We start from the raw sequence: 19078 nt of genomic DNA, 5'->3' as shown, positions 1-19078 counted from the left end.
TGGTGTCAGGGAACACGCTGAAGGATCAGGATGGTGCCGCCTGCAGCTGCAGGAATCACTGGTCCAAGCCAGGCAGCCAACAACAGCAGCCCCCGCGACGGCACTTTGCCGGTCTTCTTGTCGGCCAACCACTGGGGATTGACGAAGCCGACGATGCACACAACGAACAAGAAAAGGGCAAACGCGAGAAATGCCCATCCCAAAAAAGTCAGCATGCCAGCTCCCCAAAACGCCACTCGGTGAGCAGCTCATTCTTCGATATCGAATGGTCCGAAAGCAACCTGATCCATGTCTTCCAGATCAAGCCAGTCTTCGACGTCCAGCAGTCTGAGCAAGGCCCAGAGCAGTTGAAGCCAAGGTGGCCTACGGCTACCCGGTTTTCTGTTTCGCGAGCGAAGAAAGCACCCTCCGGGCTGCTGCCCGCCCCTCTTCATCCGAATGTTTGTAGTTGTCCAACAGGGCCGCCTCGTCAGGTGTGAGTCGGCTCTCGACAGGCACAGATCGTTGACCAATAAGGACGTAGAGCACATCTATACCGACCTCCGCCGCAGCCGTGAGGGCGTCGGCATTGGGCGACTGCTCACCCTTCTCCCAAGCAACCAATGTCCGCCGCGACACATCGATGGCGGCTGCAAATTGTTCCTGCGAGAGGCCTGTTCGGTCGCGCTCCTCGCGCAAGCGATCGCCCACGGCTGCGCGATTTTTCTCACTCATAGCTTGACTTGCGCGATATTTCTCGCAAGAATGGGTTCACTGTGCAATTTTCTGTTCCACAAGCATACCGCCGCCCATGAAGCCCGCCTCGAAGACACCGCGTCGTGCGCCCAACGGCGTACTCACCGACAGGCCAATCCCCATCCGGCTGCTGCCAGCCGAGCGGGCCAAGCTCGAAAAGATGGCCGAGCGCGAGCAGCGTTCCCTTGCCTCGGTGTCCCGGTTGGTGCTCCTGCGTGGCCTCGCCGTCTGCGAGCGCACGAAGACGCTCACCAGCTGACGCGACCCACTTCTTCCGAGCACGACCATGACCTACCCCGATCCCAAGCGAGTGCGTTCCAAACGCTACACGATCCGCCTCGATGACTACGAGGATGGGCTCGTTCAAGCGATGGCTGACTACCAGGGCGAGCAGCTCGCGACGTTGTTGCGCGAGTTGGCGCTTCGTGAAGCGCGGCAGGTGCTGGGTTTGATTCATGAGCCGAGTCTCGACCGGCGAGCGGCCTGAAGGAAGGCCGCAAACAGCCGCTTCACGGCGCAAAAAGAGCAGCCGAAAAGATGCCCGAGCACACCATCACCTTCACCGACGAAGACCACGCGCTGATCGAGCGCGTGCAGCTGGAGCGCGGGCTACCCACATTCGAATCCGCAGCCGAATGGCTGGTGAAGGCCCGGCTTCGCCGCGCCGCACGGGCGACCACCGGACGCGGCCGTGCCCTCTATCTCGTCGACCGGCGCCCGGCGCCCGAGGAGTCGCGATGAGACTGCGTTGCCCTCACTGCCAACACCTGGGCTCCATCAGGACCACGAAGGTGATGACGCCAACCGTGTCGCAGCACTACATCCAGTGCGGCAACTTCGAATGCGGGCACACCTGGCGCGCGACCACCGAGGCGGACATGACGATTTCGCCTTCGGCCACGCCCGCCCCGTCAGTCCACCTGCCCCTCGCATCGCACATGCGCCGTGACGTGTTGGCTCAGCAGATCCGCTCGGGCAACACGGCCGAGCACACGCCCCTCATGACGCCGCCGGAGACACGCGACCTCTTCGCGCCTGCCGGTGTCGACGGGCCCTCATAGCGCCCAGAGCACCCGCTCGATCCCCCTTTCACCTAACCCCTGCGGTGCCTGTTCGGAGGCCCTGCGGGACGTGCTCACCCCGGAGGTTTCCACATGACAGCACCGATCCTTCTCCAACCCCATGCAGGGAGCGCCGCATGAATACCGCTGCGCTCATCCAGCTCTGGAACGTCACGCAGATCCACCAGGGCACATCGGGCGCCCGAGCAGCTGCCGGCGTGCTGCTCGGGCTCTACAACGGCTCGCGATTCCCGTTCGACCTCACCGACCTTCGCGTGCTCGATGACAGCAATCTCGAAGCGGCGATGGAGGTGATGCGCTGCGACGCATCGCGCTGCCAGATGGAAGTCCACGCGTGGCTCAACCGCCTCACCGGTCGCCACGACTTCGGGCAGCGGTTCGAGCACCTCGCGCATGAATGGCGTCGCAAAGGGAAGTGCAAACGCGAATACCTCGACCCACTTTCGCCAGCTCACATCACCATCGCAGCGGCAGCGCCTGACGACGCCGGGGATGCAGCATGAGCGCCCGGCTCCTCGATCATGGCGGCAATCACTGGGTCGCCCACGGCCACACCATCTGCCACAAGCAGAACGGCAACCCCGACGCGATGCCCGGCGTCGGGCTCGACGTCTACTCGTACCACAGCGCCGGCGGCAGCAACAAGAGCCATCGCCCGTTCGTGCTGGTGATCGTGGGCTCGGGCCCAACCGCTGGCATCTTGCCCCTGCACATCACGCCGGACGATGCCCGCTCGCTCGCCACGGCCCTGAACCGCGCCGCAGCTGCCGCTGACGCCGCCGATGCCGCCGTGCAGGCCCGGCACCGCCGCCAGGAGGTGCCAGCCTGATGCGCCAGCCCTTCCACGGCCACCTGCAGCCGCGCGCATTTATTGCCGCGTTGCTGCCCCTGCTGCCCGCCTTCGTGGTGGTGCTGATCGCTGTCCTGCTTGGCCGCGCGCTCGCGCTGGCCGGGCTGCTCTGAGGATCTCATGCGCAGGGATCTCTACGACGAAATCAGCGCGGCGCTGGAGCAGGACTACGAGTTCAAGTTCTCCAGCGACCGCCAATACCTGCAGAAGGGAAAGTGCCCCAACTGCGGCCACCGCGAGATGTGGACGTGGGCAGCGAAGCCGCTGGTCGTCATGTGCCAGCGTACGAACAACTGTGGCTACCAGTCTCACGTCAAAGATCTGCTGCCCCATTTCTTCGACAACTGGACCGACCGCTTCCAGAAGCCCGAGCAGGCAAAGCCGCCAGAGCAGCAGAACCCCAACGCCGCGGCCGATGCCTATCTCGCCGAGAGCCGCGGCTTCGATCTGTCGCTGATCAAAGGCACCTACACGCAGGAGCACTACTTCGATCCGCACGCTGATCAGGGGCGCGGCGCCGGCACGGGCACCGTGCGCTTCCAGCTCGGAGACACCTGGTGGGAGCGCTTCTTCGATGCGCCTCACCGCTTCGGCAAGAAGAAGGCGAACTTCAAGGCCGGCGGCAGCTACAAGGGCACATGGTGGGCGCTGCCCTCCCTGTCGTTCGCAGAGCCCGCGCCCACCGAAACGGCCCTGTCAGAGGCCCTGCAGCAGGCCATGAAGGCCGCAGGCACCAGCAATACGGAGCGGGCCGCCACTTTGCCGCCCCCCTCCGAGCTGTGGATCGTGGAAGGAATTTTCGACGCGATCGCGCTGGCACATCACGGCATTGCCGCCGTCGCGCTGCTCAGCTGCAACAACTACCCGGAGAAGGCGCTCGCCGCGCTCAAGGCCCAGCTCGAAGCCCAGGGCGGCACCGTCGCCGCGCCGGTGCTGGTGTGGGCGCTCGACGGCGACACCGCCGGCCGGACCTTCACGCTGAAGCACGCGCGCCGCGCGCGCGATGCAGGCTGGACGTGCGAGGCCGCACAGATCCCGCAGGACAGGGGTGGCAAGACCGATTGGAACGATGCCCACCAGCACGACCGGCTCAAAGAGAGCCACCTGAAGGAATACCGCTATCACGGCGCGCTGCTGTTGGCCTCCTCGGCGCAGGAGAAGGCGCTGCTCATCTACAACCACACCGGACGGGCCGAGTTCGATTTCGACCACGGCAATCGGCTGTGGTGGTTCAAGCTGGATCTCGATCGCTACGGCAAGGCCCGGGACAAGCTGCGCGACGAGATCAAGGAACGCACCAAGGAAGAGATGTCCGAGGACGCCCAGCGCGACCATGCGCTGCTCGAGTCCCACACCGTCCAGAACATCGCGAACTGCTACCCGCGCGCCCTCTACTACCAGAAGAACGAGATCACCGACGAGGCCTGGTACTACTTCCGCGTCACGTTCCCCCACGACAGCCCGGCAATCAAGGCCACGTTCACCTCGGGCCAGCTCACGGCCGCCACCGAATTCGAGAAGCGGCTCTTGCACATTGCGCCGGGCGCGATGTTCAGTGGCAGCAGCCACCAGCTCAAGAAGATCATGCAGTGGCAGCTGGACAACCCGAAGGTTGTCCAGACCATCGACTTCATCGGCTACAGCGCCACGCACAAGACCTACATCCTCGGCAAGGTGGCGGTGCGCGACGGCCAGATTCACGAGGCCAACAAGGAAGACTTCTTCGAGGTCAACAAGCTCTCGATCAAGTCGCTGCAGAAGTCGATCCAGCTGCGGATCAACACCGACCGCGAGGGCTATCAGCGTGCATGGCAGCAGCACCTGTGGCGGGCCTTCGGCGCGAAGGGCTACATCGCGCTGGCGTTCTGGTTTGGCACCCTCTTCGCCGAGCAGATGCGCGCCGAGCAGCAGAGCTTCCCGTTCCTTGAGATCGTCGGCGAACCCGGCGCCGGCAAGACCACGCTGATTCAGTTCCTCTGGAAGCTGCTTGGCCGCGACTACGAGGGCTTCGATCCCTCGAAGTCCACCGCCGCCGGCCGCCTGCGCACCTTCACGCAGGTCAGCAACTTGCCCATCGTGCTGATCGAGTCGGACCGGGAGACGAAATCCGGCGGCCAGGCACACGTCAAGAGCTTCGACTGGGACGAACTCAAGGATGCCTACAACGGCAACAGCATCCGCACCACTGGGGTGAAGACCGGCGGCAACGAAACCTACGACCCGCCTTTCCGCGCGTCCATCGTCATCAGCCAAAACAACCAGGTGCAGGCCTCGCAGGCCATCATGGAGCGGATCTGCCACATGACCTTCGACACGAAGGGCTTCACGCAGGCCAGCTACGAGAGCGCCAAGACGCTCGAAAAGGTCGAGATCGAGACCGTCAGCGGCTTCATCCTGGCCGCGCTGCGCCGCGAGACCGAGGTGATGCAAACCGTCACCGCCTCGCACGACGAGAACATCCGCTTCCTGCTCGCGCAGGACGGCATCCACAAGCCGCGTATCGCGAAGAACCACGCACAGTTGTTGGCGATGGCCACGGCGATGCGCAGCGTGGTGAAGCTCACTGACGAGCAGTTCGACCAGGTACAGGCGCAGATCGTCACGATGGCCCGCGAGCGCCAGAGCTCGATCAACGCCGACCACCCGCTGGTACAGGAGTTCTGGGAGGCCTTCGACTACCTCGACAGCCTCGGCGTGGAGTCAGTCAAGCACGGGCACATCGACCGGCCGGTGCTCAACCACAGCCGCGTGGCCGACCAGATCGCCGTGAACCTCAACGAGTTCGTCGAGAAGGCGAACACGCACCGCCAACAGATCCCGGTGCTTGCCGATCTGAAGAAGGTGCTGCGCACCAGCAAGACCCGGCGCTTCATCGACATCAAGTCGGTCAGCAGCGCCATCCGCTTCAGTCTGACCCCGGCCACAGCCACCGAGGTCAAGAAAGAAGTCCCGAAAACCGTGCACTGCTGGGTCTTCGAGCGCCCGGCGCGCGGTTCCTGAAGCCCATGGAGCCCAACGCCATGCACATCACCCCATCCCACCCCTTTCGCTGCCACTACCGGCACGCCGTTCCCGGTCAAGCGCCGATCGCGCTCTTCATCCAGCTGCGCGCGCGTGATGCCGATGCGGCCCAGCGCCTCGCCGAGTCCGCATTGGGTCGGCTGGTCGACCGCGTCGAGCCCGCCCCCTTCCCCTTTTCCATCACCAACCCTGCAAAGGAGGTCTGACCATGCACGCCTACATCGTGAAGGTCATCGACGCCGCCGGCGTCTTCTACGGGTACGTCCAGCTCGCCACCTCGTGCGCCGCAGCCGAAGGCCTGGCCTTCGATCGCTTCGGCGACGTGCGGCTGCTCAGCGTGCGGAGGTCTGCATGAAAAAGCGCAAATGGGCCGAGCGGTCCAGCCTGGAGCGCACCACCTGCACGGCCGTGCTGCTGTCTGCGCTGCGCAACTTGCACAAAGTCTGCCTCGACATGGAGCTGGAACGCGAAGACAAGCGGCCCAGCGAAGCCCAGTACCAGCATGCCATGCGCCACGCCAGCGCGGCCATCGCCATGTGCAACGGGAGCGCATCGTGACCGGCCCGCGCAAGACCATGCCGACGCGCGGCATTTACGCGAGCAACTTCAAGTACCGCGACTCGGCCCATACCGACATTCGCGAGACGTTCAAGGCCGCCCGGCGCGCGCTGGCCCGCGACGCCCAGCGCAAGGCCGAAGAGCGCCAGCAGAGCCTGGAACTCGACAACGTGGTGCACATGCCCTCGCGAGGTGGCAAATGAGCGGCTTCGACATCGCGACCGCGCCGGATACGACGGTCGTGCAGCTCGTGTTTACGTCGCCGCCGTGCGTGGGTCACAGCAAGCCCATGGAACGGGCGCTGGTGACCTCGTTTCGGGCTTGCGAGCTGTGCACGCACTCGACGGCCCGCGCCGGCCGTCTGCTGTGCGACAGCCCGGCCGTGCGGCTGACGGGCCAGCCCGAAGCGCTGGACGTGGCGCGCGCTCCGGCCGGCAGCTGCGGGCCCAACGCCAGGCATCTCGACATGCCGGGCTGGCACTGACGACGAGAAGCCGCCATGGCCCACGCGATCGAGCCCACCGACCAGATGCTGCGCGAAGCCTGCGCACGCATGGCGGAGCGCTTTCACTGGGCCGACGACTTCGAGGCGGTGATGAAGGACCACGTGCGCAGCCGAATGGTGCGCATCGCAGCCCGGCATCCGACCGCCGCCGGCATGGCACCCGCGCCGCCGCGCGCGCCGGCCTGCCGTCCCTTCCAACCGTCCACCAGCGGAATCCCCCTCTTCGACCGCAAGCGCGCCGCCTCGGGCGAGCGCGATGACGACTGACTCAACCACTTCAGAGACTCAACATGAAACGCGTCTACATCGAGGCCCCTCGTGCCTTCGGCAAGGTCACCCAGCGCAGCATCACGGTGATCGCCTTCACCGGCAAAACCGGCGCGGGCAAGGACAGTTGTGCCGCTGTCCTGCACAACCGCTACCAGTTCGAAACCATTGCGTTCGCCGACGCACTGCGGCGTGAGATCGCGGCGGCATGGCGCCTCGACGAGCGGATGCTCAACTTCCGGCCGACGAAGGAATTCTCGATTCCTGCGCTCGCTGTGGGCATGTGCAGCGACCCTGCCTTCATCAGCTGGTGCTTCGACGCCGACGAGAGCCTGCACGAGCCGCGCAGCCCGCGCTGGGTGATGCAGCACTGGGCCGACTATCAGCGCCGCTATCGCCCGACCTACTACGCCGACATCGTCACGCGCTGGGTCAGCCGGCAGGCCTCGTTGGGCTTCCGCCGCTTCGCGGTCACAGATCTGCGCGATCCGGTCGAGCGGCAAGCCCTGACGGCCCTCGGCGTGCAGCTGAGCGTGGTCCGCGTCCTTGGCCCGCACGCGGCCGGGCTCAGCGCCGACACGGCACACCACAGCAGCGAGCGGCACCAGATCGATGCGGACTTCGATCTGGTGAACGATGGCAGTTTGGAGCTGCTCGCCGAACGCGTCTCGGCCTTGCCGCCGGTGCGGTGCCTGACCGACGAAGGTCGCGCGGCGTTCACGCAGGAAATGCTCACCGGCCATTTCAGCAGCGAGGCCCATCCATTGGAGGAGCTGGTCAAGCAGTACCACGAGCGCTGCGAAACCTACGACCGCAGCGTATGCACGGGGCCGGTGGGCGTCGACGGCATCCTGCCAGCCACCGACCGTGAGCGCAGCCTCATCAACCTCAACGCGCAACGCGTGCGCCAAGAGATCCTCGAGCGCAACGGCATCGGCCCTGCCGCCTTCAGCGCCGCCCTGGCCTCTTTCGGTCGCCGGGGAGTCTGATCGTGGACGAGCTCTTCGTCATCCTCGACATCACGGGCTGCGAAAACTGGCCCTTCGCCCTGCAGTACCTCACCGGGCCGGCCTCGCCGCGCAGCATTCCGCCGGAAGGCCGTTCGAACGTGCTGCAGGTCAGCCGTGGCGCTGCCGAGCGCGAGGCGGTGCGCCTGGCAGAAATGCATCCGGGCCGCACGTTCGCGCTGTTCCTCGCCACCCACGCCACCGCGCGTACCGAGATCCCGGCGAGCGTGAACTTCAAGGGCGAGCCATTCATGCGGCGCAGCCTGACCCAGCTGCTGCCTCTCGACGATGGCATCCCCTTCTAGGCCTGACATGAAGCACCAGAAGACACGCCATCACCGCCCGATGCGCTCTCGCGCCGAGTTGGCCCGCAGCGGTCCGGTTGCGACGGCCGTCGCGCTGCAGCGCATGAGCAGCCACATGACGACGGTCAGCATCGACATCTACCTGACGCAGAACGACGAGCCGGCGCGCGATCTGCTTTCACACCTGGGCTGGCTCATCGCCCTGGGCGCGGAGATCTCGGCGACCGTCAAGCCAGGCATGCCCGAGGCGAAACGACTGCACGCCGCCCTGCGCACGGTGATCCAGATGAGCATCGACAACGCTTGGCAGTCCAGCCAGGCCGGAACGCTCGACGTTGCCGCCAACGAGGCCAAGGCGCTGCTGATCGCTCATGCATCCCTCGGCCTCGAACTGATCGCCAGCGCCGACTGGCTCGCATCCCGTATCCGCGACGGGCAGGCACGTCTTTCCGACGTGGCCGGCGCGGAGATCTATTCCCCCCAACCTTCAGGAACTCACGCATGAGCACTCAAATACACGCGAGCATTGCCGCGACCGAGATCGTCAATCACTTCCATGTATGCGGAGGAGTCGGCAGCGGTGCCGCCGGGTTCAACGATGCAGACCCGAGCATCGGTCCGGTTCGCGGGAAGATGCGGTGCATCGGCGGCGTCGACAACGATCCGCGCGCCTGCCGCGACTTCAAGCGCCTCACGGGCGTCGAACAAGCCTGCATTGACCTGTTCACGCTGGGCATGTACCGGCGCTTCCACGATCGCATGCCGCCGCCGGGCTGGCGCGAGGCCACGCCCGACGACATGCGCAAGGCCGCGCACGGCCTCTTCCCGCACATCGTCTTCACCTCGATGCCATGCAAGGGCTTCTCGGGCCTGCTGAGCGCACAGAAGAGCACGACCGACAAATACCGCGCGCTCAACGAGCTGGTGCCGCGCGCCATGATGCTGACGATGGAGGCCTTCGCAGACGATCTGCCCGGCCTGTTCGTCTTCGAGAACGTGCCGCGCATCGCCACCCGCGGGCGCCCGCTGCTCGACGAGGTCGATAAGCTCATGGGCTACTACGGCTACATCGGCGCGGAGACGGTCCACGACTGCGGCGAGCTGGGCGACGGCCTCGGTCAGAGCCGCAAGCGCATGCTGAAGGTCTTCCGGCACAAGAAGAAGGTGCCGCCCTTCCTGTACGAGCCGCACAAGCGGCGCCTGCACGCCGTGGGCGACATCCTGCGCCACATGCCGCTGCCAGGCGATGCCGCTGGCGGCCCAATGCACCGGGTGCCGGCGCTGCAGTGGAAAACGTGGGTTCGCCTGGCCTTCGTGGAGGCCGGCAGCGACTGGCGCAGCCTGAACCGGCTGGCCGTCGAGGACGGGAAGCTGCGCGACTTCCTGCTGGTGCCCAGCACTCAGGAGGGGACCGGTGCCTACGGCGTCAACCGTTGGGAAGACCACTCGAAGCTGGTGGCCGCGCGTAGCGGCCCCAGCAATGGCCCGTTCTCGGTGGCGGACGTGCGCTTCGACCAGTCGGCGAAGTGGAAAGACGGCCAGGCCCTCGGCGTACGCCGCTGGGGCGAGCACACGGGCACGGTGGCGGGTCAAACCGGGCCGCTGCAGGGCGCCTACAGCGTCGCCGACGTGCGTCACCAAGGGCCGGCCAAGCACTCCAACGAGTTTCGCATCGTGGCCTGGGGCAAGGCGGCGCAGGCAGTGACCAGCGCACACGGCTCGGGACAGGCCGTCGCAGATCCACGACCGGACCGGCAGGGCAAGCTGTTCTCGAAGTACCCGGTCACGGCTTGGAGCGGGGCCACCGGCACGGTCATCGGCGGCGACGACATGGGCGCCTACGCCGTGGCGGATCTGCGCCGCGACGGCCCGACCTTCGGGAAATACGCGGTCACGGCGTTCACCGAGCCCGCCGGCACGGTGATCGCCGGCTCCACCACGGGCCAAGGTGCCTTCGCGGTGGCCGACGTGCGCCCCGGCATGCAACGCACGAAGGGCGATCACTACCTGACCGGTGGGCACTACGGCGTGGTGCCGTGGGAAGCCAGCAGCGGGGCCGTCAGCGCCTCGGCATGTCACGACAACGGGCCTTGGAGCCTCGCCGACCCGCGTGCTGGAGGTGTTGCGCCCGAGGTCGAGGTGCCCGCGATGCCGGCGCCCTCTGACAAGCTGGTGTGCCGCATCCAGTCGCTCGATGGCACATGGCACAGGCCCTTCACCACGCTCGAGCTGGCCGCGCTGCAGAGCCTGATCGATCCGGAGGAATGGTTCGCCCCTGACGGGCCCGGCGGGCGCGGCGAGACCTTCGTGCTCGACGGCGAGAGTGATCAGCGCTGGCGCGAGGGCATCGGCAACGCGGTGCCGCGCAAGGCGGCGAAGGCGATCGGCACGGTGATGGGTCAAACGATCCTGCTGGCGCGCACTGGGGAGACCTTCGTGCTCGGCAGCACGCCGATCTGGGTCCGACCGCTGGCCGTAGCTGTCAGCGTGGCGCAGGAAGGTGGTATGGCATGACCGCGATCAAGGTTTTCGGCCTCCTCGCGCGCAATCCGGATCAGAAGCCGCTCATCGAGAAACACTGTTTCGGTGACTGCGGCAAGGTCTCAATGGCTGGAGCCATCATGGACGAGCGAACTGGCGGTCTTTGGGTCTGCGCCGAAACCGTCTGCCCTTGGTTGAAAGGCGAAATGGATGAGCCCTACGGGACAACCATTTCATTCGGCCAGGAGCACCACATCTTCCTGCGCGCGATCACCGATTCGCCGGTCAACAAGGGAGGGGAACACCCATGAGACACCTTTGCCACTGGCCCGGGTGCCAGCAGGAAGTCCCGCCGGCGAAGTGGGGCTGCACGCCCCATTGGTATCAGCTGCCCAAGGCGCTGCGCGATCGGATCTGGGCAACGTATCGACCCGGCCAGGAGATCACGAAGACACCGAGCCGCGCCTACATCGAGGCGGCGCAGGCCGTGCAAGCGTGGATCAAAGAGCACGGCGGTCCGCCGCACGGCTCGCGCTGGTGCGCAGCGCTCAGCATCCGCCAGCCGTGGGCCTGGCTGATCGTGAACGGCTTCAAGGACATCGAGAACAGGGAATGGCGCACGCCGTTCCGTGGGCGCTTTCTCGTGCACGCCAGCAAGACGATGGCCCGGGTGTACTACAACGAGGTACGCGACAGCCTGCAGGACGTGATGGACATCGGTCAGATCCCCGCCTACGAGGATTTGCCCCGCGGCGGCATCGTCGGCGAAGCCCACATCGTCGATTGCGTCGACCTCAGCGATTCGCCGTGGTTCATGGGGCCGCACGGCTTTGTGCTGCGCGATGCCAAGCCGCTGCCCTTCCGGGAGTGGAAGGGGCGGCTGCAGTTCTTCGACGTGCCGGAGGTGCAGGCATGAAGGCTGTCACCCACCCCGCTCTGCGATTCCAAAGCGGCGCAGCACCGCTGATCTACCGGAAGAAAACGGTGCTCGAGAAGTGTGGGATTTCGGAAACCACTTTGCGTCGATGGATGACCACCGAAGGCTTTCCCCGGCCTCGCCAGCTCGGGCCCCGCGCGGTGGGTTGGGTCGCGGTCGAGATCGACACATGGCTCACTGCGCGCCCGGTAGCCGACCCGAATGCGCCCTCCGACAGCTAAGCGTCTTTGGGCTTCGGTGGCATCGGCGACGGGATGCAGTAGTCGGCCCAATCCTGCATCATCGCGGCTCGCTTGGCGAGCATGTCGCCGCGCCGATATGCCGCCTCCACCTTGCTTTCAATGGCATGCGCCAAGGCCATTTCGGCCATCTCGGGGGGATAGTGGGTGTGCTCGGCAGCCCAGTCTCGAAAGGTGGATCGCCAACCGTGAGGCACGCATACCCGGTCGGTCGCATCGCGAAAATCCAGCCTGCGCATGCATGCCGTCAACGACATGTCCGACAGCTGTTGCAACTTCCGGCCAGGAAACACCAGATCGGTCTCCTCGTAGCGCGGCATCGATTCGAGAAGGGCGATCGCTTGCGTCGACAACGGCACCCGATGAGGTCGTTTCCCCTTCATGCGTGTTTCCGGGACATCCCAAAGCGCGGCGCCGAAGTCAAATTCTGCCCAGCGTGCACCTCGGATTTCCCCTGAACGCCCTGCGGTCAGCACTTGGAACAAAAGGGCTCGAGCGCTAACTCCCTCGACAGCCTTGATCGCGTCGACGGCTATCAACACGTGGGCGAGCGGCACGGCGGGGTGGTGCTTCACCTTGGCGATTTTTTCGGGCTTAGGCAGCAGCTTGTCCAGGTGGCCGCGCCAACTTGCGGGGTTCTCACCTGTCCGATGTCCTCTTGTCTTCGCCCAATCAAGCACCTGCTCGATGCGCCCCCGCAGGCGGCTCGCCGTCTCTGTCTTCGTGCGCCAGATTGGGTCGAGCACGCGCAGCACCTCGTCTTGTCCGATGGCTGACACATCAAGGTGTCCAATGATCGGTTCGGCATAGGTTTCGAGCGTGTTCTCCCATTGATCCCGATGCTTCGGGTTACGCCACTCAGATTCCTTGACGGCAATGAAGCGCTCGCACGCCACCTTGAACGTCAGCGCTCGGGCTCGAGAAGCCGCCGCGGCCTTTTTTAGAGCGTCACGGGCATCGATGGGGTCGACACCCTGGTCGATCAATTTGTGTGCCTCCCTCGCCCGTTCCTTTGCCTGCGCGAGCGGCACTGCGGGGAAGCTTCCCAAGCCCATGCGCCGCCGCCGCGCACTGATCACGTAGCGCAGCACCCACGACCTCGACCCGCCGACGATGTGAAGATACAGGCCCTGTACTCCGCCCACAGCGTGGGCGCCTTCGGAGCGAAGGCGTCCGACCTCGATCGCAGACAGTTCACGTGAACGCTTTGGCATCAGTTCTATGGGCCATCCCATGGGCCATCCCCAAAGCACTTTCACGGCGTGTTACAGCTGCTTAGGGCGGATGAGTATAGGCAGTCTCCCAATGAAAAACGCGCCAAGCGGCGCGTTCTGGTGTGCTGAAAATGTTCATCCCTGCGGAGAGTGTGAGATTCGAACTCACGGACGCTTTCACGTCGGCAGTTTTCAAGACTGCTGGTTTAAACCACTCACCCAACTCTCCGGAACCGTCGATTCTAAGCCGCCGGCAAAACCTCAATCCTCATCGGGCAGGAAGAGCGTCTGCAGGTCGCTCAGAAAATCCAGCCCGCGCTCGGTGGGCCAGACGCGGAACAGGTCTCGCGCCACGAGCCCCTTGCGTTCGGCTTCTTCCAGGCCGCGCTGGATCGATGTCATCGCCAACCCGGTGCGTTCGCTGAACTGCGGCAGCGTAAAGCCCGCCTTCAGCCGCAACGCATTGAGCATGAACTCGAACGGCAGGTCGGCCAGCGCCACTTCATCGCTTTGCGACACGGCCGCACCCGCACGCGCGTTCTCCATGTACAGGCGCGGCTCGCGATAGCGCACCTGCCGCACGATGCGGTGCGCAAAGCTCAGCTTGCTGTGCGCCCCTGCACCAATGCCCAGGTAGTCGCCGAACTGCCAGTAGTTGAGGTTGTGCGCGCAGCCATGGCCCTCGCGCGCATAGGCCGACACCTCGTAGCGCGACATGCCGTTGGCGCCGGTGCGCTCGGTGATGCGGTCGAGCATCGCGTAGGCGATGTCGTCTTCGGGCAGCGTCGGCGGAAACTTCGCGAACCAGGTGTTGGGCTCGATGGTGAGGTGGTAGACCGAGATGTGCGGCGGCGCGAGCGCCAGCGCTTGCGAAAGGTCGGCGTCGAGGTCTTCGAGCGTCTGCCCCGGCAAGGCGTACATCAGGTCGAGGTTGAAGGTGTCGAAGGTGCTGGCAGCCTCTTCCAGGGCCGCGATGGCCTGCGCGCGATCGTGCACGCGGCCCAGGGCTTTCAGGTGCTCGTCGTTGAAGCTCTGCACGCCCACCGACAGGCGCGTGACGCCAGCGGCGCGATACGCACGGAAGCGGTTGCGCTCGAAGGTGCCAGGGTTGGCCTCGAGCGTGATCTCGCAATCGGGTGCGAGCTTGAGCCGCGCGCGCACGTCGCCCAGCAGGCGGTCGATGGCTTGCGGCGAGAACAGGCTGGGCGTGCCGCCGCCGATGAAGATGGTGTGGACGGTGCGGCCCCAGATGAGCGGCAACGCGGCATCGAGATCGGCCACCAACGCATCGAGGTACGCCGCCTCGGGAATGCCATCGACTTCGGCGGCGCTGGTGGCGCGCCACTCGTGCGAGTTGAAGTCGCAATACGGGCACTTGCGCAGGCACCACGGCAGGTGGATGTAGAGCGACAGTGGCGGCAGCGCCGACAGTTGCAGCGGGCCAGGCCGCATCCAGTGCAGCACGTCGTTGGCCTGCGGCGCGCCCGTGGACTGCGCCGGCTGGATCGGGAAGACGGTGGCCATTACAGCCAGCGCTCACGCATCAACGCCAGCATCGCCTGCGCGGCGCGGCCGCGATGGCTGTTGGCGTTTTTCACCTCGGGCGGCAACTGGGCAAAGGTCTTGCCAAAGGCCGGCAGGTACATCACGGGGTCGAAGCCGAAGCCGTTGTCGCCGACCGGGGCTCGCGCGATCTCGCCGACCACGCGGCCGACGGCGATGAGCGGCTCGGGGTCGTCGTGGCTGCGCAGCGCGACCAGCGTGCTCACGAGTGCGGCGCGGCGGTTGACGACGCCGTCGAGCTGTTCGAGCAGCGCCTTGACGTTGTTGGCATCGCCCTTGGCATAGCCGAACTGCGTGGCATAGAACGCAGTGTCTACACCCGGCAGGCCGCCGAAGGCATCGACGCACAGGCCGGCGTCGTCGGCCATCGCCGGCAGGCCGGTGGCCGCGCTGGCATGGCGCGCCTTGGTCAGCGCGTTCTCTACAAAGGTACGGAAAGGTTCTTCAGCCTCGCCCACGCCCAGCGCCGATTGCGGCACCAGCGTGACGGCCAGCTCAGCAAACAGTTGCTGGAGTTCGGCGAGCTTGCCCGCGTTGTTGGAAGCCAGAACCAGTTTCATAAGTCAAAGTGGCTGTGACGCACATCGGGCGTACGTCAGTAGCTATTAATTCGAGAGCAATGCCTGCTGCTGCAGGGTCACGAGCTCGCCAATGCCCTTTTCGGCCAGGCCAAGCAGGATGTTCATTTCATCGCGCGTGAAGGCCACGCCTTCGGCGGTGCCCTGCACTTCGACGAAGTGGCCGGCGCCGGTCATGACGACGTTCATGTCGGTGTCGCAGGCCGAGTCCTCGGTGTATTCGAGATCGAGCAGCGGCGTGCCTTCGACGATGCCCACCGAGATGGCGGCCACGTGGCCCTTGATGGGCGAAGCCTTGAGCGTGCCGGCGGCCAGCAGCTTGTTGACGGCGTCCTGCGCTGCGACGAAGGCGCCGGTGATGGCCGCCGTGCGGGTGCCGCCGTCAGCCTGCAGCACGTCGCAGTCGAGGTGGATGGTGCGCTCGCCCAAGGCAGCCAGGTCGAACACGGCGCGCATCGAGCGGCCGATGAGGCGCTGGATTTCTTGTGTGCGGCCGGTCTGCTTGCCCTTGGCCGCCTCGCGGCTGCTGCGGGTGTGGGTGGCGCGCGGCAGCATGCCGTATTCGGCCGTTACCCAGCCTTCGCCGCTGCCCTTCTTGTGCGGCGGCACCTTCTCTTCGACCGAGGCGGTGCACAGCACGCGCGTCTGGCCGAACTCGATGAGCACGCTGCCTTCGGCGTGGATGGTGAAACCGCGGGTGATGCGCACGGGGCGCAACTGGTCGGCGGCACGGCCGCCGCTTCGTGTGAAAGCAGTCATTTTTTGAAAACTGGAAAGAAAAGAAAGAAAGGCGCGCTCAGGTCTTGCGCGCGGCCGAACGTCGGATGGCTTCGTTGATCTCGGCGATGGAGCGCTCGATGGCGTCTTCATCGAGATCGTCGATCTCACTGTCCGAAGGCATGCCGGCCTGGATGGTCGAGGCGAACACGCCGTCGGTGATGGTTTCGGTGGAAATGCCGTGGTCTTCGCCCGCGCTGTCGGGCATTTCCCATTCGAGCGCGATCAGCGTCACGTTGTCGCTGTGGGCGCCGCCCTTGCGCAGCGCCATTTCGGCGAGGTCGGGGGCGGCATCTGACACCGGCTTGCCGGAAGAGAGCGTGTGCACGATCAGCGCATCGTCGAGCACGCCCCAGACGCCGTCGGAGCACAGCATGATGCGATCGCCGCGCTGCAATTGCAGCGGCGCCGAAACATCGAACAGCGGCGTGGTCGGCGAGCCGAGGCAGGTCAGCAACAGGTTGCGATTGACCGGCGCATCGGAGCCGTGCGGTTTGGGGCGCTCGGCGTGCGAGTGGTCGCGCGTGCGGGTCAGCAGGCGACCGTCGCGCACCACGTAAAGGCGCGAATCGCCGCAATGCATCCACGTGGCGGTGGTGCCTTGGAGCACGGCAGCGACGACGGTGGTGCGCGGCGTGTCGAGCATGGCCTTGTGGCTGGCGTAACGCATGATCTGCTGGTGCGCGGCCATGGCCGATTCGGCCAGGAAGGCCTTCACGTCCTTCACGGTCGGGCGGGCTTCGCGCTGGTAGAGCGCGGCAATGGTTTGCAGGGCCAGCTGGGCCGCGACTTCGCCTTCCGGGTGGCCGCCCATGCCGTCGGCCAGCACGAACAGTCCCGACTCCCGCGTGTAGCAATAGCCCATGCGGTCTTCGTTCTTGAGACGGCCGCCCTTGCGGCTGACCTGGAAGACGGAAAATTTCATGTCGTCGTCATGCGGGGCGGGTTGTGGGCGCGGCAGCCTTGGGCAGGCTCTTCTTGTCGAAGGACCGGATGTTGTCGATCGACAGGCGCACCTTCTCGCCGACCGTGAGCTTGGTGTAGCGGCGCTCGCCTTCGCGGCTCAGTTCCTTTTGCAGCGCAAAGACCGATTGCGGACGCGAGAGCGGATCGAGGGACATGCACCACTCGACCACTTCGATCAGGTTGTCGGAGTACACGCCGCGCAGGCGGGACAGCGAGAGGCTCAGGCGGTCTTTCTCGATGCGCCGTGGGGCGTCGTTCGGCGGATAGCCCTGCATGCAGGCGTAGATGCAGGCACCGATGGCGTAGATGTCGGTCCAGGGGCCCATCGACGAATCGCGGCGGTACATCTCGGGGGCCGCGAAGCCGGGGGTGTACATCGGGCGGATGAAGATGCCTTCTTTGCTGAGCACTTCGCGCGCGGCGCCGAAGTCGATCAGCACGGCGCGGTCGTCGTCGGTGACGAAGATGTTGGCCGGCTTGATGTCCAGGTGCAGCATCTTGTACTGGTGGACGATGCGCAGGCCGCGCAGGATTTCGTCGAACAGCGATCGGATGGTCGATTCGCGGAACACCTTCTGCCGCTTCAGGTCGCGCGCCGTGACCACGAAGTCCTGCAGGGTCGCGCCCTCCAGGTAGTTCATGACCATGTAGACGGTTTCGTTCTCGCGAAAGAAATTGAGCACGCTGACGACCGAGGCGTGCGAGATTTGCGCGAGCGAGCGGCCTTCCTCGAAGAAGCTCTTCAGCCCCAGCCGGTAGAGGGAAAGCTTCTCGGGCGGGACCTGCGGATTCAGTTCGCCGGGCCCGCGGGTGGCCAGCGAAGAAGGGAGATATTCCTTGATGGCGACCTGCTGCCCACTGGGGTCGATGGCGAGGTAGACCACACCAAAACCGCCCGCGGAAAGCCGGCGAACAACGCGGTAACCGCCAATGACCGTATCGGGCAACAGGGGCGAAGGCTTGACCTTTGACATAATCCGGGAGTTTCGCCCGAAGGCGATGGTGCGGCAAGCGAACGCCGTGCCGACGCCTCGGTGCATGCAAGCAAAACCACAGTGAGGCGCAATGCCAGTTTACAGCATGACCGGCTACGCCAGCGGCCAGAACGGGTCCGCAGGCAGCCACTCCGAAGCCGAAGCACGGCCTGCCGCCGGAGGCCGACTCGGGGTCGAAATCCGCTCGGTCAACAGCCGCTTCCTCGACCTGACTTTCAAGTTGCCGGAGGAACTGCGCCAGCATGAAACCGCGCTGCGCGAGCTGCTCACGGGCAAGCTCAAGCGCGGCAAGGTCGAAGTGCGCGCCGCCATCGAGAACACCGCCCAGGCGGGTGTGGTCGAGCCCTCCGTCAAGCTGCTCCAGCGGCTCAACGGCGTGCAGGACAGCATCAAGGCCTGGCTGCCCGGCGCCCGCGACCTGAGCGTGGCCGACGTGCTGCGCCTGGCTGGCGGCGACAGTGCCGCCCGCGGCGACTGGGGCGCCGACCTGATCGACGTCGCCGGCAAGGCGCTCGAAGGTCTGATGTCGGCCCGCCAGCGCGAAGGCGCCCGGCTGGCCAAGATGCTCGAAGCCCACCTGGGCCAGTTGCGCACCCTGGTGCAGCAGGCCGGGCCGCTGGTGCCGCAGCTGGTCGAACAGCAGCGCACGCGCTTCCTGGAACGCTGGCAGGAGGCCATGGGCCTGACCGCCGGCACGGGCGGCACGCTGCCCGAGGCGGCGCAAGACCGCGCGCTGACCGAAGCCACGGCCTTCGCGATCCGCATCGACGTGGCCGAAGAACTGACCCGCCTGAATTCGCACCTCGACGAGATCGAGCGACTGCTCAAGAAGGGCGGCGAGATCGGCAAGCGCCTCGATTTCCTGATCCAGGAGCTGCACCGCGAAGCCAACACCCTGGGCTCCAAGTCGGCAGCCCTGGAACTCACGCGCATCGGCGTGGACATGAAGGTCTTTATCGAGCAGATGCGCGAACAGGTCCAGAACATCGAATGACGAG

30 protein-coding genes and 1 tRNA gene are annotated in these 19078 nt (G+C 65.6%); 22 read left to right on the top strand and 9 right to left on the bottom strand.

Annotated features, from left to right (window positions below; genetic code table 11):
- Window positions 1-5 precede the first annotated feature (5 nt).
- Both BLQ28_RS06360 and BLQ28_RS06355 read right to left on the bottom strand, forming a co-directional pair.
- Window positions 6-215, bottom strand: coding sequence for a hypothetical protein (locus tag BLQ28_RS06360; protein ID WP_093237812.1), 210 nt, complete (start codon window positions 213-215; stop codon window positions 6-8).
- Between the two features lie 154 nt (window positions 216-369).
- Window positions 370-714, bottom strand: coding sequence for a helix-turn-helix domain-containing protein (locus tag BLQ28_RS06355; protein ID WP_093237810.1), 345 nt, complete (start codon window positions 712-714; stop codon window positions 370-372).
- Window positions 715-790: 76 nt separating this feature from the next.
- Between BLQ28_RS06355 and BLQ28_RS06350 the strand changes: the two genes are divergently transcribed.
- The 21 genes from BLQ28_RS06350 to BLQ28_RS06260 all read left to right on the top strand — a co-directional run bounded on the left by BLQ28_RS06350 (window position 791) and on the right by BLQ28_RS06260 (window position 11969).
- A complete protein-coding gene (locus BLQ28_RS06350; protein ID WP_093237809.1) occupies window positions 791-994 on the top strand; it encodes a hypothetical protein in 204 nt (67 codons plus the stop codon).
- A gap of 27 nt (window positions 995-1021) precedes the next feature.
- Window positions 1022-1222, top strand: a complete 201-nt coding sequence (locus BLQ28_RS06345) for a hypothetical protein (RefSeq protein WP_093237807.1) — start codon at window positions 1022-1024, stop codon at window positions 1220-1222.
- 50 nt (window positions 1223-1272) lie between these two features.
- A complete protein-coding gene (locus BLQ28_RS06340) occupies window positions 1273-1476 on the top strand; it encodes a hypothetical protein (RefSeq protein WP_093237806.1) in 204 nt (67 codons plus the stop codon).
- Window positions 1473-1796: an Ogr/Delta-like zinc finger protein gene (locus tag BLQ28_RS06335; protein WP_176801034.1), complete on the top strand. Its 324-nt coding sequence runs from the start codon at window positions 1473-1475 to the stop codon at window positions 1794-1796. The genes BLQ28_RS06340 and BLQ28_RS06335 overlap by 4 nt, the downstream gene beginning before the upstream one ends.
- A gap of 137 nt (window positions 1797-1933) precedes the next feature.
- Window positions 1934-2320: a DUF7673 family protein gene (locus tag BLQ28_RS06330; RefSeq protein WP_093237803.1), complete on the top strand. Its 387-nt coding sequence runs from the start codon at window positions 1934-1936 to the stop codon at window positions 2318-2320.
- Window positions 2317-2646 (top strand): hypothetical protein, encoded by a 330-nt coding sequence (locus tag BLQ28_RS06325; RefSeq protein WP_093237801.1) that lies wholly within the window; start codon window positions 2317-2319, stop codon window positions 2644-2646. The genes BLQ28_RS06330 and BLQ28_RS06325 overlap by 4 nt, the downstream gene beginning before the upstream one ends.
- Window positions 2646-2780: a hypothetical protein gene (locus BLQ28_RS33210; RefSeq protein WP_256327192.1), complete on the top strand. Its 135-nt coding sequence runs from the start codon at window positions 2646-2648 to the stop codon at window positions 2778-2780. Before BLQ28_RS06325 ends, BLQ28_RS33210 begins: the two co-directional genes overlap by 1 nt.
- A 7-nt stretch (window positions 2781-2787) precedes the next feature.
- The gene (locus BLQ28_RS06320) at window positions 2788-5667 is read left to right on the top strand and encodes a toprim domain-containing protein (RefSeq protein ID WP_093237800.1); all 2880 of its coding nucleotides are present in this window, start codon (window positions 2788-2790) and stop codon (window positions 5665-5667) included.
- 20 nt (window positions 5668-5687) lie between these two features.
- Window positions 5688-5894 (top strand): hypothetical protein, encoded by a 207-nt coding sequence (locus BLQ28_RS06315; RefSeq protein WP_143012436.1) that lies wholly within the window; start codon window positions 5688-5690, stop codon window positions 5892-5894.
- A 2-nt stretch (window positions 5895-5896) separates the two neighbouring features.
- Complete coding sequence (locus BLQ28_RS32920) at window positions 5897-6043, top strand: hypothetical protein (RefSeq protein WP_176801033.1); 147 nt, start codon at window positions 5897-5899, stop codon at window positions 6041-6043.
- On the top strand, window positions 6040-6246 hold the full coding sequence (locus tag BLQ28_RS06310) for a hypothetical protein (RefSeq protein ID WP_093237797.1): 207 nt from the start codon (window positions 6040-6042) through the stop codon (window positions 6244-6246). Before BLQ28_RS32920 ends, BLQ28_RS06310 begins: the two co-directional genes overlap by 4 nt.
- The gene (locus BLQ28_RS06305) at window positions 6243-6449 is read left to right on the top strand and encodes a hypothetical protein (RefSeq protein ID WP_093237795.1); all 207 of its coding nucleotides are present in this window, start codon (window positions 6243-6245) and stop codon (window positions 6447-6449) included. The genes BLQ28_RS06310 and BLQ28_RS06305 overlap by 4 nt, the downstream gene beginning before the upstream one ends.
- The gene (locus BLQ28_RS06300; RefSeq protein WP_093237794.1) at window positions 6446-6730 is read left to right on the top strand and encodes a hypothetical protein; all 285 of its coding nucleotides are present in this window, start codon (window positions 6446-6448) and stop codon (window positions 6728-6730) included. The genes BLQ28_RS06305 and BLQ28_RS06300 overlap by 4 nt, the downstream gene beginning before the upstream one ends.
- Before the next feature lie 15 nt (window positions 6731-6745).
- Window positions 6746-7018 (top strand): hypothetical protein, encoded by a 273-nt coding sequence (locus BLQ28_RS06295; RefSeq protein ID WP_093237792.1) that lies wholly within the window; start codon window positions 6746-6748, stop codon window positions 7016-7018.
- Window positions 7019-7041: 23 nt separating this feature from the next.
- Complete coding sequence (locus tag BLQ28_RS06290; RefSeq protein WP_093237791.1) at window positions 7042-8007, top strand: hypothetical protein; 966 nt, start codon at window positions 7042-7044, stop codon at window positions 8005-8007.
- 2 nt (window positions 8008-8009) lie between these two features.
- Entirely contained in the window at window positions 8010-8330 is a 321-nt protein-coding gene (locus BLQ28_RS06285) for a hypothetical protein (RefSeq protein ID WP_093237789.1), read from the top strand.
- Between the two features lie 7 nt (window positions 8331-8337).
- Entirely contained in the window at window positions 8338-8835 is a 498-nt protein-coding gene (locus BLQ28_RS06280) for a hypothetical protein (RefSeq protein ID WP_143012435.1), read from the top strand.
- Window positions 8832-10844: a DNA cytosine methyltransferase gene (locus tag BLQ28_RS06275; protein ID WP_093237786.1), complete on the top strand. Its 2013-nt coding sequence runs from the start codon at window positions 8832-8834 to the stop codon at window positions 10842-10844. Before BLQ28_RS06280 ends, BLQ28_RS06275 begins: the two co-directional genes overlap by 4 nt.
- Complete coding sequence (locus tag BLQ28_RS06270; RefSeq protein ID WP_093237785.1) at window positions 10841-11122, top strand: hypothetical protein; 282 nt, start codon at window positions 10841-10843, stop codon at window positions 11120-11122. Before BLQ28_RS06275 ends, BLQ28_RS06270 begins: the two co-directional genes overlap by 4 nt.
- Entirely contained in the window at window positions 11119-11727 is a 609-nt protein-coding gene (locus BLQ28_RS06265) for an ASCH domain-containing protein (RefSeq protein ID WP_218121905.1), read from the top strand. The genes BLQ28_RS06270 and BLQ28_RS06265 overlap by 4 nt, the downstream gene beginning before the upstream one ends.
- Window positions 11724-11969, top strand: coding sequence for a helix-turn-helix transcriptional regulator (locus tag BLQ28_RS06260; protein WP_093237783.1), 246 nt, complete (start codon window positions 11724-11726; stop codon window positions 11967-11969). The genes BLQ28_RS06265 and BLQ28_RS06260 overlap by 4 nt, the downstream gene beginning before the upstream one ends.
- Here BLQ28_RS06260 and BLQ28_RS06255 read toward each other — a convergent pair.
- The 7 genes from BLQ28_RS06255 to BLQ28_RS06225 form a co-directional block, all read right to left on the bottom strand.
- Entirely contained in the window at window positions 11966-13201 is a 1236-nt protein-coding gene (locus BLQ28_RS06255; RefSeq protein WP_093237782.1) for a tyrosine-type recombinase/integrase, read from the bottom strand. The genes BLQ28_RS06260 and BLQ28_RS06255 overlap by 4 nt on opposite strands.
- Window positions 13202-13345: 144 nt before the next feature.
- A tRNA-Ser gene (locus BLQ28_RS06250) sits at window positions 13346-13430 on the bottom strand.
- 32 nt (window positions 13431-13462) lie between these two features.
- Entirely contained in the window at window positions 13463-14725 is a 1263-nt protein-coding gene (gene hemW, locus BLQ28_RS06245; RefSeq protein ID WP_093237780.1) for a radical SAM family heme chaperone HemW, read from the bottom strand.
- Complete coding sequence (locus BLQ28_RS06240; RefSeq protein ID WP_093237779.1) at window positions 14725-15324, bottom strand: non-canonical purine NTP pyrophosphatase; 600 nt, start codon at window positions 15322-15324, stop codon at window positions 14725-14727. The genes hemW and BLQ28_RS06240 overlap by 1 nt, the downstream gene beginning before the upstream one ends.
- A gap of 45 nt (window positions 15325-15369) precedes the next feature.
- Window positions 15370-16101 carry a ribonuclease PH gene (rph, locus tag BLQ28_RS06235; protein WP_093237777.1) on the bottom strand — a complete coding sequence of 244 codons (732 nt, stop codon included), beginning with the start codon at window positions 16099-16101 and terminating at the stop codon, window positions 15370-15372.
- Between the two features lie 37 nt (window positions 16102-16138).
- The gene (locus BLQ28_RS06230; RefSeq protein ID WP_093237776.1) at window positions 16139-17044 is read right to left on the bottom strand and encodes a PP2C family protein-serine/threonine phosphatase; all 906 of its coding nucleotides are present in this window, start codon (window positions 17042-17044) and stop codon (window positions 16139-16141) included.
- A 7-nt stretch (window positions 17045-17051) separates the two neighbouring features.
- Window positions 17052-18059, bottom strand: coding sequence for a serine/threonine protein kinase (locus tag BLQ28_RS06225; protein WP_093237774.1), 1008 nt, complete (start codon window positions 18057-18059; stop codon window positions 17052-17054).
- Between the two features lie 91 nt (window positions 18060-18150).
- Here BLQ28_RS06225 and BLQ28_RS06220 point away from each other — a divergent pair, with 91 nt between their 5' ends.
- Complete coding sequence (locus BLQ28_RS06220) at window positions 18151-19074, top strand: YicC/YloC family endoribonuclease (protein ID WP_093237773.1); 924 nt, start codon at window positions 18151-18153, stop codon at window positions 19072-19074.
- Window positions 19075-19078: the final 4 nt, after the last annotated feature.

Origin of the sequence: Variovorax sp. EL159 (genome assembly GCF_900100965.1) — a bacterium.
Classification (GTDB): Bacteria; Pseudomonadota; Gammaproteobacteria; order Burkholderiales; family Burkholderiaceae_C; genus Variovorax.
Note: the sequence above shows the minus strand (reverse complement) of the source record. Positions and strands in the feature narration are given on the sequence as shown.

Bases quoted from the DNA above. Each gene is read 5' to 3' on its own strand.
- BLQ28_RS06240 (WP_093237779.1), bottom strand. From the start codon at position 15,324: ATGAAACTGGTTCTGGCTTCCAACAACGCGGGCAAGCTCGCCGAACTC.
- rph (WP_093237777.1), bottom strand. From the start codon at position 16,101: ATGACTGCTTTCACACGAAGCGGCGGCCGTGCCGCCGACCAGTTGCGC.
- BLQ28_RS06315 (WP_143012436.1), top strand. From the start codon at position 5,688: ATGCACATCACCCCATCCCACCCCTTTCGCTGCCACTACCGGCACGCC.
- BLQ28_RS06355 (WP_093237810.1), bottom strand. From the start codon at position 714: ATGAGTGAGAAAAATCGCGCAGCCGTGGGCGATCGCTTGCGCGAGGAG.
- BLQ28_RS06260 (WP_093237783.1), top strand. From the start codon at position 11,724: ATGAAGGCTGTCACCCACCCCGCTCTGCGATTCCAAAGCGGCGCAGCA.
- BLQ28_RS06310 (WP_093237797.1), top strand. From the start codon at position 6,040: ATGAAAAAGCGCAAATGGGCCGAGCGGTCCAGCCTGGAGCGCACCACC.
- BLQ28_RS06230 (WP_093237776.1), bottom strand. From the start codon at position 17,044: ATGAAATTTTCCGTCTTCCAGGTCAGCCGCAAGGGCGGCCGTCTCAAG.
- BLQ28_RS06320 (WP_093237800.1), top strand. From the start codon at position 2,788: ATGCGCAGGGATCTCTACGACGAAATCAGCGCGGCGCTGGAGCAGGAC.
- BLQ28_RS06325 (WP_093237801.1), top strand. From the start codon at position 2,317: ATGAGCGCCCGGCTCCTCGATCATGGCGGCAATCACTGGGTCGCCCAC.
- BLQ28_RS06280 (WP_143012435.1), top strand. From the start codon at position 8,338: ATGAAGCACCAGAAGACACGCCATCACCGCCCGATGCGCTCTCGCGCC.
- BLQ28_RS32920 (WP_176801033.1), top strand. From the start codon at position 5,897: ATGCACGCCTACATCGTGAAGGTCATCGACGCCGCCGGCGTCTTCTAC.
- hemW (WP_093237780.1), bottom strand. From the start codon at position 14,725: ATGGCCACCGTCTTCCCGATCCAGCCGGCGCAGTCCACGGGCGCGCCG.
- BLQ28_RS33210 (WP_256327192.1), top strand. From the start codon at position 2,646: ATGCGCCAGCCCTTCCACGGCCACCTGCAGCCGCGCGCATTTATTGCC.
- BLQ28_RS06220 (WP_093237773.1), top strand. From the start codon at position 18,151: ATGCCAGTTTACAGCATGACCGGCTACGCCAGCGGCCAGAACGGGTCC.
- BLQ28_RS06340 (WP_093237806.1), top strand. From the start codon at position 1,273: ATGCCCGAGCACACCATCACCTTCACCGACGAAGACCACGCGCTGATC.
- BLQ28_RS06360 (WP_093237812.1), bottom strand. From the start codon at position 215: ATGCTGACTTTTTTGGGATGGGCATTTCTCGCGTTTGCCCTTTTCTTG.
- BLQ28_RS06265 (WP_218121905.1), top strand. From the start codon at position 11,119: ATGAGACACCTTTGCCACTGGCCCGGGTGCCAGCAGGAAGTCCCGCCG.
- BLQ28_RS06350 (WP_093237809.1), top strand. From the start codon at position 791: ATGAAGCCCGCCTCGAAGACACCGCGTCGTGCGCCCAACGGCGTACTC.
- BLQ28_RS06270 (WP_093237785.1), top strand. From the start codon at position 10,841: ATGACCGCGATCAAGGTTTTCGGCCTCCTCGCGCGCAATCCGGATCAG.
- BLQ28_RS06225 (WP_093237774.1), bottom strand. From the start codon at position 18,059: ATGTCAAAGGTCAAGCCTTCGCCCCTGTTGCCCGATACGGTCATTGGC.
- BLQ28_RS06300 (WP_093237794.1), top strand. From the start codon at position 6,446: ATGAGCGGCTTCGACATCGCGACCGCGCCGGATACGACGGTCGTGCAG.
- BLQ28_RS06330 (WP_093237803.1), top strand. From the start codon at position 1,934: ATGAATACCGCTGCGCTCATCCAGCTCTGGAACGTCACGCAGATCCAC.
- BLQ28_RS06255 (WP_093237782.1), bottom strand. From the start codon at position 13,201: ATGCCAAAGCGTTCACGTGAACTGTCTGCGATCGAGGTCGGACGCCTT.
- BLQ28_RS06345 (WP_093237807.1), top strand. From the start codon at position 1,022: ATGACCTACCCCGATCCCAAGCGAGTGCGTTCCAAACGCTACACGATC.
- BLQ28_RS06295 (WP_093237792.1), top strand. From the start codon at position 6,746: ATGGCCCACGCGATCGAGCCCACCGACCAGATGCTGCGCGAAGCCTGC.
- BLQ28_RS06335 (WP_176801034.1), top strand. From the start codon at position 1,473: ATGAGACTGCGTTGCCCTCACTGCCAACACCTGGGCTCCATCAGGACC.
- BLQ28_RS06290 (WP_093237791.1), top strand. From the start codon at position 7,042: ATGAAACGCGTCTACATCGAGGCCCCTCGTGCCTTCGGCAAGGTCACC.
- BLQ28_RS06275 (WP_093237786.1), top strand. From the start codon at position 8,832: ATGAGCACTCAAATACACGCGAGCATTGCCGCGACCGAGATCGTCAAT.